Annotated in this window: 6 protein-coding genes; all 6 read right to left on the bottom strand. The window is 33.2% G+C overall.

The window, feature by feature from the left end; genetic code table 11:
• Positions 1-9 precede the first annotated feature (9 nt).
• The 6 genes from QGM60_RS00725 to QGM60_RS00750 all read right to left on the bottom strand — a co-directional run bounded on the left by QGM60_RS00725 (position 10) and on the right by QGM60_RS00750 (position 16,254).
• A complete protein-coding gene (locus QGM60_RS00725) occupies positions 10-918 on the bottom strand; it encodes a type IX secretion system membrane protein PorP/SprF (protein ID WP_281138282.1) in 909 nt (302 codons plus the stop codon).
• A gap of 26 nt (positions 919-944) precedes the next feature.
• Complete coding sequence (locus QGM60_RS00730) at positions 945-2,858, bottom strand: gliding motility-associated C-terminal domain-containing protein (protein WP_281138283.1); 1,914 nt, start codon at positions 2,856-2,858, stop codon at positions 945-947.
• 83 nt (positions 2,859-2,941) lie between these two features.
• A complete protein-coding gene (locus tag QGM60_RS00735) occupies positions 2,942-6,904 on the bottom strand; it encodes a hybrid sensor histidine kinase/response regulator transcription factor (protein ID WP_281138284.1) in 3,963 nt (1,320 codons plus the stop codon).
• Positions 6,905-7,015: 111 nt separating this feature from the next.
• The gene (locus tag QGM60_RS00740; protein ID WP_281138285.1) at positions 7,016-8,938 is read right to left on the bottom strand and encodes a T9SS type A sorting domain-containing protein; all 1,923 of its coding nucleotides are present in this window, start codon (positions 8,936-8,938) and stop codon (positions 7,016-7,018) included.
• 255 nt (positions 8,939-9,193) lie between these two features.
• Complete coding sequence (locus QGM60_RS00745; RefSeq protein ID WP_281138286.1) at positions 9,194-10,801, bottom strand: peptide-N-glycosidase F-related protein; 1,608 nt, start codon at positions 10,799-10,801, stop codon at positions 9,194-9,196.
• Positions 10,802-10,911: 110 nt separating this feature from the next.
• Positions 10,912-16,254: a T9SS type B sorting domain-containing protein gene (locus QGM60_RS00750; RefSeq protein ID WP_281138288.1), complete on the bottom strand. Its 5,343-nt coding sequence runs from the start codon at positions 16,252-16,254 to the stop codon at positions 10,912-10,914.
• Positions 16,255-16,290: the final 36 nt, after the last annotated feature.

Raw genomic sequence — 16,290 nt, forward strand, 5'->3', positions numbered from 1 at the left:
CTTAACAGATTAAAAAAAGCGTGGTGAGTTTGAAATTTTCTTGAAAGTTCTGATGTCAAAGGTTATAAATACTTCATGTGAAGCATTTGTAGTTATATTTAAATCAGAAACTATATTATCGTAAGCATAGCCAATTCTAATATCTGGTGTTATGGAAAAATTAACCATTCCACTAAAAGAATCGTCTAATCTGTATCCAAGACCAACTTCTACAAAATTGTACATAAAAAGATTTGCATTAAGATCGAAACTTACAGGACTATCTATTGCCATTTTTAAAAGACCGTGTGGCTTTAATTTAAAATTATCTGACAAATCAAAAACATAACCAGCTGCCGCAAATAAATGCTGTACTTCAGACCCTATTTTGTTTCCATTAGTGTCTAAATGTACCGAATTTAAAAGGTTTGGCATAGATAAAGCTGCGTAATATTTATTTGGCTTATAAAAGTATGCTCCTGCACCTATGTTAGGTGTTACCTCATTAATATTTGATACTAATGGATCATCTTGCTGTAAAACAACTAAATTAGATAAACCTATATCATGAAACGTTGCGCCTGCTTTTATTCCAAACGCAAGTTTATGTTCGTTAAATAATGGTATTGTATAAGAAAAATCGGCATAAGCATTGGTTTCACTCACAGGCCCTATTTCATCTTTTATAACAGATACCCCTAAACCAACTTGTCCTCCTACAGGTGCATGCACAGAAAAAGTCCCTGTTTTTGGTGCACCTTCTAAACTATTCCATTGTGTTCTATACAAAGCACCTATTGATATTGCTTCTGTAGATCCTGCATAAGCTGGGTTTAGCACATTCATATTATACATGTACTGTGTATATTGAGGGTCTTGCTGAGCTTGTATTTGCATCACAAAAAGCAATGCTATAATCAGTATATATGATTTATTCATTATGATTACGTAAAAATGATTGTTGATTATTTTTCTCTATTAACATATACCCAACCCATTTTGGTTGAATTGTCTTGAAACACTAGTGTATAAAAATAAGTTCCGGTTGGAAGTTTATGACCTCCACTAGAAACACCATAAAATTCATTAACATAACCATTGGACTTATCAAAAACTTTAGTGCCATATCTATTAAATATTTCTATGGCTTTTACGTTAAAACCAGTTAAATCGAATCTATCATTATAACCATCCTCGTTTGGAGTAATGACTTCAGGAATAATACAATTTTCTATAGTTACCGAAGCGTATTCTGTTTGAGGACATGCTCCACTAGTTGTATATGCTATAGTATATGTTGTGCCTAAAACACCATTTGTAATTTCGCCTGTATCAGGATTTATTAAAGCTCCATCTGTTGGCTGATTGTCAAAGGAAAAAACACCACCCAAATCACCTAATATTTCTGCTACAGCTCCACAAGTTTCAGGAACCAAAACAAATGAAGCATTACCTGCATCTAAAGTTGTTACTGTTTGGATACTAGAATCCGGACAAGAACCTGATGTTGTATATTCAACTGAATAAGACGTATTAGGTTGTGCATTTATAATTTCGCCTGTAGCTTCATCTAACAAAGCACCATCACTTGGCTGAGGATTGAATTGAAAAACGCCACCTAAATCTCCAGTTACATTAGCAGTTCCTCCGTCACAAGTCGCAGAATAGGTAAAGGAAGCATCTTCACTACTAGCTACACTAACTGTAGCTGACTCTAAAAGTGTTGCTGAACAACTAGAATTTTCCGTAGATTCAATATATGTTACATTGATGGTTTGATTTGATGATACATTTGAAATTAACACTAATGCATTTCCCGAAGCATCTAGTACCACTGTTTCATCCGCACCTCCATTAATATTATAAGTCACTTCTGCATTCGGTGTTCCTGTTATTGTGAATTCTGCATTATCTCCTTGACATATCGTAGGTATAACAGCTTGTACATCATCTATTGACACCTCATTTACCAATACACTAAAACTTTTGGTAACGGTATCACCACAACTATCGATGATATCAACAGAATAAACAGTGTCGACTGCTGGAGAAAACTCTGGATCTGGCAAAAACACATCACTAACTCCTTCTGATGGTGACCATAAATAGGAAACAGCACCATTATAAGTAACATCTACTGTATCTATTACATCACCAGAACAAATTTCTGCATCTAATACATCTTGTGTGTCTGCAAAAGACAAATATTTAAAACATATCTGCTGAAGGTTATGATACAAACCTGTAGACCCTGTAAAACCAAAATATATTTGAGAAGTCCCATTAAAAGCTGTGTTGACTAAATCACCTGTATAAGTAATTCGTTCCTCACAATCAAAAAGTACTGTTAGTGTTTGCGAAGCAGCAACCCAAGCAATTTTTATTTCGTGAAACTGATCATCTTCTATATTAGGGTTTGTAGATAAAGCACTAACTGGACCTGCTAAATTTGAAGCAGCAGAATGAAATGTACTTCCGTTAGATATTAATGCTATATGGTCGGACGCTAAATCACCTCTCTCGCTATTTTGGTAGGTATCGAACTCTACTGCAATTGAAGACATTATACCTGCATACCCTAGACCATTACCTTGTTGCCCAACCTCATAAGTCGGGTTGTTTTTCATGACCAATGTAATGCCATCTGCTCCATCGTCATCGTTTGCACCAAAGTTGGCGTCAAATATAATTTCGAAATCAGCCGTAAAATCAATAGCATTATCATACCATACAGCACCTAATTGACCTTGGGTATTTGAAGTGATGACATAGCAGTCGCCTCCTCCAGAATAGGCATTACCTAAAAAATTAGGATCTAATTGAGCAAATGCTTTAGTTAAGCAGAGAAAAACGACACAAAGGAACAGATAGTTTTTCATGTTTTGAGTATTTATTTTTAGTGTTCACCAAAAATCTCTATACTCAATGATTTTCTATATCAAAATTGTTACAATATGTAGAATTATTGTTTCACACTATGATTTTCAACATATTCCGATGGTGTTAACCCATAAGTTTCCTTAAAACATTTTGTGAAATATGACGGACTTCCAAAACCTGTTTTATAAGACACTTCAGATATATTGTTCCCAGCCTTTAAAAAAGAAGAAGCTCTTTTTAATCTATAAATCTGAATAATTTTACCAGTTGAGATATTTGTGAGTGCCTTTATTTTTCTGTGCAAGCTAGTTCTACTCATATTCAATCTAAGCGCCAGATCATTAACCCCAAATTGTTCATCATCTAAGTGTTCTTCAAGAATTTGATCAATTTGAATTAAAAAATCATCCTTAACTTCTGGCTCTGTAACTTCTAACTCATTACTTGGTAGCAACTTTAACTCTTCAAATATTGTTTCTCGTTGCTTTTCTTGAATTTCAATTCTATTTCTTACTCTAAGCAACAACTCAGAGACACTAAAAGGTTTAGTAACATAATCGTCAGCACCAACCTTCAAGCCCTTTAACCTACTTTTTAATTCGGTTTTAGCGGTTAATAAAATTATAGGTATGTGGTTAGTTGCTATGTTTTCCTTTAATTTCTTACACAATTCCAAACCATCCATATTAGCCATCATAACATCACTAATAATTATTTCTGGAATTATGGCTTGAGCTATTTTTAAACCTTTCTCTGCACTCTCAGAAAGTACAATTTTATAATAGGGCTTTAAACTAATGGATAAAAACTCTAGCATTTCTTTATTATCCTCAACCACAAGAACCGTAGGTAAGTCTTTATCATTAGTAATAAGTGGCAATAACTGATCCTCAATAATCATCTTAGGTTCAGTAATATCTTCTACTTTTTTATAAGGAAGCATTATTGAAATTACTGTACCAGAGTTTTTACCTGTTTCGCTTTCAATTTGTATTTCACCCTTTTGTAATTTCACCAAATCATAAACAAGGGCCAAGCCTATTCCACTACCAGTAGCATTAGATTTGTTATCTGGTAAATTCACCTGATAGAATCTCTCAAAAACATGAGGTAAATCCTTTTTTGATATTCCTGTGCCATCATCTTCTACTTTGAGAATTAAACCCTCAAAAGATTCGGTCATGGTAATTTCTATTTTGCCTCCCTCATAACCGTACTTTATAGAATTGGAAACAAGATTATTGATTATTCTTTCTAATAAATATGGGGAAAATCTATATCTAGCTGATAAAGGTGAAATAAGATCTATTGAAATAGCTTTTTCGTTTGCCTCCTCTTTAAAAGCTTCAATACACTTTTTTAAGGACACTACGATATCACCGTGTAAATAGTTGGGTTTTAACATCCCTGCTTCCAACTTAGCTATATCCAATAACTGGTCTGAAAGGTTTAATAAATTGTTAGCATTGCGTTTTATTATTTTTAATAATTGCTTTTTATGCTTTTTATTATCTGTATTTTTTAATTGTTCAACAGGAGCAATGATAAGAGACAATGGTGTTCTTAGTTCATGAGTCATATTAGTAAAGAACTTAGTCTTTATCTTATTTATTTCTCTAAAATGCTTTGCTTCTTTACGTTGTAGTTCTATTTCTTTTCTTATAAATTTTTGTTTTATTCTCCAATTTATAAAGAAGTAAACCATACTAATAACACAAACTACATAGAGTATAATTGCCCAAGGTGTTAACCACCAGGGAGGAGATATGGCTATAGCTATTTCTTTTACCTTATCACTCCACAAACCTGATGTGTTTGTTGAATTAACTTCAAAAACATAGTTGCCTGGTGAAATATTAGTATAAACAGCTTCTCTATAGTTATTTGAAGGAATCCAACCATCATTATAGCCTTTTAATCTATACCTATACTTTATATCATTTGGATAGCTATATTCTAGAGCTACAAATTCAATTGCTAGATTATTTTGGTCGTGTGGAAGGTTTATTTCCTGTATATCGTTATACTGAAAAAAAGATTGTTGATCTTTATTATAGCTGTCATTATTAACCTTTATTGATGTTACTGCTACATTTGGAGCAAAGTCATCTTCCTTAATTTTTAATGGATCGAACATAACACCTTTACTGATGCCACCTAATGCAAAAAGTCCATTTGGCATTATCAGTTGATGATACCTATTAAACTCCATAGTAGGCAAACCATGAGTTAATGTATAGGTTTTCTGTTCTTCAGAATCAGGATTAAATTTACTAAGACCCTTATTTGTACCTAACCATAAAGCAGCTTGATCATCTTGCATTATCGTATAAATAGTATTGTCCGGTAAACCCTCTTGATTTGAATAAAAATCAGTTTTTAACGTTTCCTTATTCAGTTTTATTAACCCACTGTAACTGGCAATCCAAAGAATATTTTTATCCCTTTTATCTAAAATGACATTAATTAAATTATTAGTTGGAAAACTTTCATCTTCTGATTGTTTTTGGAAATGTTTCAATTTACCATGCTTGTCAATACATACTAAACCATTATACTCTGTGGTTATCCAAATTGAATTTTCATCATCTACAATTAAAGCATTTGGCTTTAGTTCGCCTTTGAAGTTTTTATATAGAAGTAAGGTTGAAGGATGTATTTCCCACTCTTCAGCATCAAAATTGTACTTATAAATATTCTTGTTTTCATCAATAACCAACGGACTACCATTTTTACCAATAGCAATACCTTTTAAAGGAATAAAATCCTCTGTTCCATCCAAGGGTATTTCGTCCAGCTTTATAAGTTCTTTTGTATCTAGATCATAATAAGAAACCGTTCTGTTAATTGCCATCCATATCTTTCGATCATTTTTTACTGATCTTAAATGATACGCGGGCAATAATGTGCCCTTTCGTTTTAAATCGAATTTAAAGAAGTCTTCTAGTGCAATATTAAACTGGTTCTTAAAGATGCTTATTGCAAAATCATCTTTGTATTCAAAGGTTTTAAAATCGATATTTAAATCAACTTGATAAATACCATCTGTGTTTACTGCTACCCATATTAAACCAGATTTATCTACTAAAAAAGCTTGGGTGTCTATATCCTTTTCATGCAAAATACTTTTGTTAGGCTTGATTCCTCCCAGCTCCTTTATACCTATGAGATCATCGTAACTATAGATTTTATTATCTACAAAAAAATATTCCTTACCATCCGGACCTGTTTGTATTTCTTCTGGATTTACCAACAAATCATCTATAATTAATTGCCTTCTATAAACTGATGTTGTTGGGTTATAGAAATAGAGATAGCTCTTGCAGAACCACATTAATTCACCATTATCTCTTTCTGTTAAATCCGAAACTGCTCTGGCTATATTTTTATCACCATCATAATCACTTTCAAAACTAACTTTGAAAGGCATAGGGTTTAATTCAAACTTATCTAAACTTTCATTGTATTTGTTAAGCCCTTTCTGACTATATACCCATAAAGAGTTATTCCTATCATAAAATACGGATCTAATTGTATCCTCTTCAAAGCGATATTTTTTACCAGCTTTTTTATTTAAACTGTCTAGTCTATAAAGTAAAATTGTTTGCTTATCAAAATAGCTCCATAGCCTATTTTTACTATCTATTACACAACTACTTGTTGATATTGGTTGCTCATATTCTTTAGTATCTTCATTAGTAATCATGTTGGTTATACAACCCGTCTTTAAATTCAATAAATCAACCTCTTCTGTTTCATAAAAAATCCACAGTTTTTTATTCTCTCCTTTTTGTAGCTTAGAAATAATATTAGAAGTTATTGAGTTATTCTCACCAGGAATATGATTTATAGTTTTAATTTCATGACCATCAAATCTTGCTAAACCGTTTCTAGTTGCAATCCACACAAACCCATCATCATCTTCTACAATATCTGAAACAAATGATTGAGGAAGACCATCGTCTACTGAAAGATGACGTGCATTCTGAGAAAAACCTAAGAAAGAAACAAATAGAAATAAAAGAAAGTCTAGTTTTATTTTCATAAATAACTTTAAAGAACCAATATAAAAAATATCTAAAAAAAAAGGGAAATAAGGCAGACACCTATATTTCCCTAATTTTCGCTATTAACAATTTACGTTATTGATTAAGGATTATTTTTTCAAAACTTTAAATGTCTTTGATTGACCTAAATCATTAGATACTTTTAGAAGATACATCCCACTATCCAATGAAGAAACATCAACTTTTCCCTCTTTAAATTCAACATCAATTCTTTCTCCTAAAATATTGTACATTGATATATCGTACACATTTACCCCTTCAATATAAAGGTTATTTTTCACAGGGTTAGGATAAATGTTTAAAGACAGATTATTTTGATCTGTTACAGATAAACTTTCACCAGACATTTTAGAAGTTATTGCAAAAATATTTACAACACCACCTGAATCTTTTGTAATATCAATAGATGTAATCGTTTTTGTTTGATTAGCATTATCTATACTTAATTCCAACTCATAAATACGAGGATTATTAAATGGATTTTGAATAACGTTATCAAACGTACTAACTCTACCTATTCCAGAAATAGCAACTGGTAAAGCTGTAGAATAATACCAATCTGGTACAGTTACCGAAGTAAAAGATTGGCTAGTGTTGTCACTAAAATTAATATCACCAGAAATTGAGGCAGACCCACTTCCTGAGGTAGTTAACAAATATATTTTCTCTGACGGGTAGCCTGCAGGTAATGTTATCGTCTCTTCAACTCCAGCCGTTTCTATTCTTAAAGAATTATTCGCATCATAAGATGCAAAATTATATTCTAGTCCGTCTGTATTTGGACTTGGTAATACACCGTTAGCAGGAAGTCCAAAGCTTAAATCTGCATCCGTTTCTTGTACTTTAAAATCTTCACTCAAGTAAGCATAACCCGTACCATCAATATCTTGAGGCGCAGATACAGAAGCATCTCCTACTCCGTTAGCTATTACATCTGCATTTAAGCCTGTAAGCTCTAGAGGTTTATAATCTCCAAATACAAATGGTCCTGCCCAAGGGCTAAAATTTACATTATCTGGACATAAAGCTCTAACATAAAACTCTTGAGTAACTCCTATATTTGTATTAGCATCGTATGTAGTTGCGCTTACTGTCTCACCACTTCCTGATGGCAAACCACTTCCTTCAGGTTGTACCGTAATTTCCCAACTTGTAGAAACTGTATCTACCCAAGATAATGTAGTTGTTACAGGTCCAATCTCTGCACTTAAATCAGTAGGAGCATCACAATATGGAACTTTTTTAGCACTCACAGCAAATAAATTAAAAACAGAATCTCCTGTGGCATCATTTTGAAAATCCATACCTGTAACTAATTTTGTTTGGTTTGCGACATCAACATCAATCGGTATTTCAAAAATATACGGTCCGCCTGATGGTGCTCCCGAAAGAGAGTTGTCACTTCTGCGCCCCCTTCCTAAGTTATTAGCTATAATAGTAGCGCTATTTGCATACCAATCTGGAATTGACACTGTAAAAGCCTGAGTACTGTTGTCGTCAAAAATAATATTTCCTGAAACTGAAGAAGTTCCACTACCAGAAGTAACAGCTAAATATATAGTTTCGATATTCTCGTTTTCTAAAAAAGTAACACTACCAGATGTAGGTCTACCTTCCTCTAATCCGCCTGCTCCAGCTAATGAATTAGTTGGTCCAATTAACCTTAATGCATTGTTTGAGGTATAATCAGCTAACTGATAAGGGATATTTCCATTATTTAATTCACCATTTGTTGGCAGACCATAAGTAATTCCCACGTTGTAAGCAATGTAGCAATAATCATCCGTAGCTTTATCTACACTTGCTGTAGTAGTACCTGCTAAATCACCCGTCTCCGCAATTACATCTTCATTAAATCCTGACGATATTGTTAAAGCAACATAATCTCCTGTTGTAAAGAAATAAAATTCGGATACATTGTTTGTTTTAGATTTTGCAAAAGAAGCCAATAAGCATAATGCAAAAAGATAAAAGAAAACTTTACTCTTTTTTAAAATGTCGTTTTGTTTCATAAATTAATTGATTTGATTAATAACTATTTAAATTATACTTGAATGACTTTTTATAAACACCTTACTACAAGTACAATTTTTCCCATTCGCAAATTCTTATAATTTTAACATTTTGACTCAAAACATTGTTTCATTTTGTGTCAATTTTGTTTCAAAACATTGAAAAATTGTCGTTTACGAAAGAAAATAGCCAATAAAAAACGCCACTGACTTCAGTGGCGCTTCGAAATAAAAAGAATAATTTATTAAGTTGAATTATAACTCTCCTTGTAAATAGACAGACACAGGAAAATAGCCTTGATTATCTACAAATTGAGCATCAGGAACATCCAAAACAAACGTATGAGCACCAGCTGAAACACTGCCTAAATCATAAGTCCTGATTGGAATAACATCTCCAGGACACCAATTACTAAAAGAAGCCCAAACACTATCTGGTCTAGGTGTCGGCCCATAAATTCCATTGGCTTGTGTATTATAAACCCTAAAAGGCTCGCAGGATTCTCCACCTGGCGTATAACTATCCACTAACATCCCATCCATGTATAAGAAATGTTGTCTTCTCTCATACTCTTCACCACCAGAATTTGCTCCATGATTTGAGATAACCACATGGATTTGGGCATCAGAAATATCAGTAGTCGTCGTAAAATTAAATGTTTTAATTGATTGACCTATTGCGTCTGAAGCTCCTGAATCATAATCATTAAAATTAAAATATGTAGTTACAGACTCTAAATACTGATTTTGTGGTGTGTAAGATTCATTTCTGGATTTAAAAATTACCGTACCTCTAAATACATCATTCCTCCCACTACATCCTGCCACTTGTTCGTTTGCAGCATAAGGAACCCCAAATACATTGAATTCTAAAAAGAAATCGTGTGTAGATGAGATATTTTGATCATTCAATATTTTTGCAATATTATCAACTTGAAATAAATATGGCACTTCATCCGGACTTACATTTTTATTCATAAAAGGGGTTATAAATCTTCCTATCTCTATACGCTCTACAATATTAGACTCAGAATAGTCATCACCTTGGTTCACTAGATTTAAAAATAAATTACCTATTCTATCATAATTATCACATAAAGCCCCAATTATAACTTCAATTTCTAACTCTTCATTGATTTGAGAAATATGCTCATCCGTGATTTTGGTCACATACGATGCATTGTTAACCCTTGTAATTCCAGAAGGTACAGGCTCATTGACAGTAGCCGCATAACCATCATAAAAAACTATTTCGTCAAAAAACATTATTTCTGTTGATTGTGCTATAACAGTTAGTTGGATCGCATTAGAGTTGTAGGTTAATCCATCAATAGTATATTCCGCTCTTACTTCATACTCACCAGTTTCTAATGGTATGTATACATTAGATTCTATCAACTCATCATTTATAAAAAATGACGAGTCATTTGTAAGACTAGTAGAGTTATCACCATGAACAAAAAATGTAAATTGGTCACCCATTTCAATCTGGTTAGCACTGCTTGATAGCACAATTTCAGTTAATGGAATTTCAGTTGCGATTACCGTTACAACATTACTTTCAAACTCTCGCCCACCTGTACTATAAATTGCTTTAATATTATATTCTCCAGGTGAATTAGGCATAAAACTTGTCAAATTACTAAGTTCTCCATTAATATATATATCTGATTCACTAGTAACAATTTGATCTAAATTCGTAGTAACAGTAAAATTCACCGTTGTATTAATATTAACTTCAATTGCACTAACAGAAAGTTCAATAGATTCCACACTAACCTTGTTTTCATCATCTTTACTACATGACAAATAAGTTAATAATGTAACACTGAAAAGTGTTAAAATAGTAAGTTTTGCTTTCATTTATTTAAAATTTATTTTTTACGAACATACTTTCATAAGTGAAGAAATGGAATAAAATCTGTTTCATTTTCTAAAACATATGTTTCAAAAAACAACAAAGAGAAGTTACCCTATCTTTTAAGCGTAAAATGAGCTTTAAATGTCTTTACACTTTCCTCCAAAACTCCAGGCTCTCTATATTCTACTAAAAACCAATAGTCATCTGTTGGCAAATCATTGCCATTATAAGTACCATTCCATCCTTCACCCGAAGGGCTTATTTGTTTTATTAGTTTTCCATAGCGATCAAATATGTAGATTTTAGCGCTACTTTGATCTTCTAACCCTACTATATTCCACGTATCATGTTCAGTATCCCCATTTGGTGTAAAATATTTAGGGTAGCCTATTACGATTACAGAATCTATTGACTCTCCACAGCCATTTTTATCTCTTACAGTGACTAAATGCTCTCCTATAGAAACATTTGTGAATATACTTTCATCTTGCCAATCTCCCTCATCAAGACTATATTCATAATTTCCAAGACCAACAGCATTAACTTCTATTATTTGATTTTCTGAAAATGCTGAAGAATTAACCATTACCTCTATCAATGGAGGCGAACTGTTTACTACTTCTGTACTGGCACTACTTGAACAATTTGTTTCTATTGAAGTCATTCCATCCGTTGCAATTACACTATATGTCCCGGCTTGGGTTGGCTCATAACTCCCTTCTGTAGCTCCTAATATTTCTTCACCATTATAAAACCAGACAAAACTGTATTCTGGAGTTGCTAAATAAGTATCTATTATTGGGGATTGTATAACAGAGTTTCCATCTGCACTTAAGCATAGCGTGTAACTACTTTCCAACTCAAAAGTCGGTTGAGGATTTACCTGTAAAGTCAACGGAGCTATATCAAAGCATAAGGATGTATCTAAACCATTCCCATCTAAAGTATTATTATCAACCCTCACCCATATCTGTTGTGGGTTTACTGTGTTTTCATATAGAAAATCTAACTCATTTTCTGCCATTACAGCATCTACTTGATTTAAATAATAGCTAAGGTGATAGTTTGACGGATCTTGTCCATCTAAAATTTGAGCCTGAATACTTCCAGGTAACAAATCTGAAATATCTTCTACTGGAGTTAAATCAAAAACCGCTGAGTTATTTGCAGAATTGTTATCAAAATCTATTTCATCATCACAAATTTCATATACAATAGCTTCTGAGTTTTCATTTGCTAATGCTCCTTCCTGTACCTCAACATCAAACGATACTGTACTCACTGAGCAACCTGTTTCATTATTTGTTATAGCTATATAAATTGTTTGTGGATTACTAGTGTTAGTATAAGGCATGACCAAGTTATTCTGAACAGAATCTGCATCTTCTTGAGTTTCGTGATATGTAACGGTATACAATGTCTCATCTAAATCCCCTAATACCTCATTATTTTTTAAAGTCAAATCAAATTCATAAATATCGTCAGTATTGATTTCGCATACGATCATATCTGAAACTTCAGAAGTTTCTGGCAATGGATTTACCAAAATATCAAAATCAACTATAGTATAACATCCCGTAGAATCATTTGTAACTCTTACATAGATGGTTTGAGGATTACTTATATTTGTATAAGATTCTGGAGCTGTAATTTCATTGGTTAAATCTTCTGCATCTTCATAACTTTCATAGTATGTAGGTGTAACACCTAGTTCACCATTCAACAATAAGTTTTGATTTGTAGTTAAGTCAAAAGCCACCTGAAAATCCCCTGAATTAACATCATCACATAGAGTTAAACTAGGTAATTCTTCTGTCGGTGTCGGGTTAGGAAGTACACCAATTGTCAATATTTCTTGCGCTGTACAACCTGTATCAGTATCTGTTACTACAACAAATAATGTTTGAGGGTTAGCAGGCTCCCCATTTATTGAAGTATTAGTATAAGCTGTTGCATTAATTGCATTATCTTGAGCTTGGGCATCTTCTTCTGTCTCATAGTATGCAACACTCCAACTCGATTGTCCTCCTGTTATTTCATAGTTCTTTACTGTTAAATCGAATACCGTAATTTCATCAGCGATATCATCATCGCATAACTCTAATGGAGTTGGATGAATTGGCTCTGGTGGTAATGCCACTTCAATATTAAACATACCAACATCTACACAACCAGTTATATTACTTAACAATCTTACATAAATGACCTGAGGATTTCCTGAATTTATATATAAACTAGGATTAGATATTGGTGCATTACCAGATAAAGCATCCGCTTCGGTAATATGATATGTTAAAGTCACATCTGTTTGAGACCCTATAATTTCAGAATCCTTTGTTGTTAAGTCAAAGGTCGCAGTGCCATCACTATCAGCATCACAAATAATATAATCTTCAATTGTAAAAGGCACCTCTGGCTTCTCTAAGACCCTAAGAGTTAATTGCTCAGAAATGTCGTAACATCCTGTTATCACATTTGTTAATCTCAGATAAATTGTTTGAGTATCAATTACAATATTTTCATAAGGACTAGCCAAAGCATTAGACCCTGTGTTTGCGTCTTCTAGTGTTTCATGATAAGTAACCTCTACATCTAATTCTCCTCCAATAATTTCATCGCTTTTAGATTCTAAATCAAAGCTTGAAAAACCATCATTATCCTCATCACAAACTTCCAAATCAGTTGGTGTTGTTGGTGAAGGTATAGGATTAACTCTTAATGTTAACGGTAAGGTTGATGAGCAACCCGTTTCATTATTGATACCTTTTACGATTACCGTTTGAGGGTTTTCAATGTTGGCATAAGGACTTGTTATTGGATTGAGATTATTATCTGCATCTTCTTGAGTTAAGTAAAAAACAAGCTGAATTCCTGTTTGACCATTTAAAATATTATCAATTGCAGTTTCTAAAATGAATAACTCTACTTCATCTCCGGTATTATCATAATCGCATAATTCTAAAGGTGATGGTTGGTATAAAACAGGTAATTGACTTACTTCTAAATCTAATGTTGTTATTTTAAAACAGCCCGTATCATTATCTTCTATCCTTACCCAAAGTATTTGCTCAAAAGCATCTATATTAGTATAATTACCAGGTGTACCAATAGGGTTTGTATTATCTTCTGCACTAGCTGATGTTTCATGAAAAGATATTATGAAAGAAGAAGGATTTGACAAATTCTGAGTGATTTCAGAGGTCTTAGATGTTAGATCAAATTGTCCAAATCCATCACCAGATTCATCATCACAAATACTTAATGGGGTAATTTCATCAAAACCTAATTGAGGTGTTGGGTTAACAACTAATTCTAATTCAACTATTGTTGCACAATCTGTTGCTATTGTAAGACTTTCAACTCTAGCATATATAGTTTGAATATTTTCAACAATATTATTATACGGACTACTTATAGCATCAACATTGTTTAATGCATTAGCATAAGTTTCATGGTAACTTACTGATAAACTATTATCTCCATTAGTAATCTCGTCATCCTTACTAGAAATATCGAAACTACCAAAACCATCACTATCTGGATCACAAAACTCTAATGCCGTTGGCGTAATCGCCGCAGGTGCTTGCTCTACGGAAAGAATTAAAGTTGTTGTATCGTAACATCCGGTAGTACTATTTTCAACTCTAACATAAATTTCTTGATCATTAGATGTGTTTGTATAGGGTATCTCCAAAGAATCTATATCATTATCTGCATTGTATTGTGTTTCGTAATAACTTACTGAATAGCCTGAGTTTCCTCCTGTAATCTCATTATTTTTTATGGTTAAATCCATACTTGTAAGACCATCCGAAACAGCATCATCACAGACTTCTAAAGGAGTTGGATCAATAATCTGTGGTAAAGTATATACCTCTACATCAACATAAGCTGTGTTTGGACAATTTCCACCAGTTATATATTCTACACTATAAGTCTCACCAGGAGTGGCGTTAGTTATTTCACCAGTGGTTGGATTAATATTTGCACTATCAGTAGGTGTTTCAGAAAACGAAAAGATTCCACCCGCTTCATCTACACTAGAAATTTCTGCGCCATAACAATTTGGCGCGTAAGAAAAATTAGGACTCTCGTATGGATTTACAATAATTGAAAATTGAGATATATCATAACAAGACGTGTTATTTACATTTTCAATTCTTACATAAATAATTTGGGTTTGAGGATCCTCATTTTGGTATGCTCCTGCCGATGTAATATCTCCTTCAGCAATCTCTGCATTTTCATATGATAAATGATAAGATATATTAAAAGTATTTGGATCCTGGGTTCCTAAAGCTTGTAAACCCGCTGGCACTAAATCAAAAACAGAAAACCCATCATTAGAACTATCATCGCAAACTTCGATGTTAAAAGGTGTCTCTGCTATAGGTAATGCATCTACAGTTACAACTATAGGTACTAAATCACTTTCACACCCATTAGTAGTTTGCTGAGAAACATAGTATGTTGTTTGAGAAACCACACTTGTATCCACGACTGGCTCTCCAGCTAAAGGTGTATTACCTGAACTATCTGAATACCAATTTAAGGTATAATCTTCTATAGGCTCCACATCTAAAGAATCAACCACACTATTCTGACAGAAGAAAACATCTTCGACTACTGGTGGCTCTACAAATCCTTCACCATAAGTTATTGTGATTGAAGAAGTACAATAAACAGAGTCCCACTCATAAACATAATCGCCAAAAACAGAAAAACCTGTTATTGTAATATTATTACTATTTACATTACTAATAGTGGTAGCCGAAGGATTATCAGGACTAGCAATCCAAGTACCTCCACCTAGACTTTCTATTACAGCTTCATCACCACAATAAATCTCAATTGGCCCTTCTGTAAGTATACCCAATTCAGCAGTAAAACTAATACTATCCAAGAAATTACCAACACTATTGTCTCCACTACTACCATTTACAGATTGAAATATAAATCTTGTAATAGGCTGACCTGCTGGTACGGTATAAGTCCCTGTATTATAACTCCAAGATGTATTTCCTGTAGAAACTGGTGGACCAACATTGACATAAGGTCCTCCTGGTGGTCCTGCTAATAGCTGACATGTATCAGTTCCTTGACGACCTCTATGAGCAAAACCATAATTAAAAATCGTTCCTTCGGGACTATCGTAATCTTGATATAATCCTGAAACAACATTGGCATTCAGCTCCACAAACTGGCTTCCAGAATAAGCAGGTACATTTTCAAAATTAGGGGAAGGCCACAATTCTATTTGACCATCCGATGCCGTGGTGTTCCAACCTGGCATACTATTTTGATTAATAAACAATGGATATATCCCACTGTGATTTGGCTCTTCAAAATCGTAATTTATGGTTGTAACATTACATTCATTACTACTATCCTGAGGGAAGATACAAAACGTTACAAAAAGTAATAATACAAGAGTATATTTTCTTGAAACCACCATTAGTTTCTATGTATTTATTGGATTTTACACTTATTT

Source organism: Winogradskyella sp. SYSU M77433 (genome assembly GCF_029911945.1).
Classification (GTDB): Bacteria; Bacteroidota; Bacteroidia; order Flavobacteriales; family Flavobacteriaceae; genus Winogradskyella.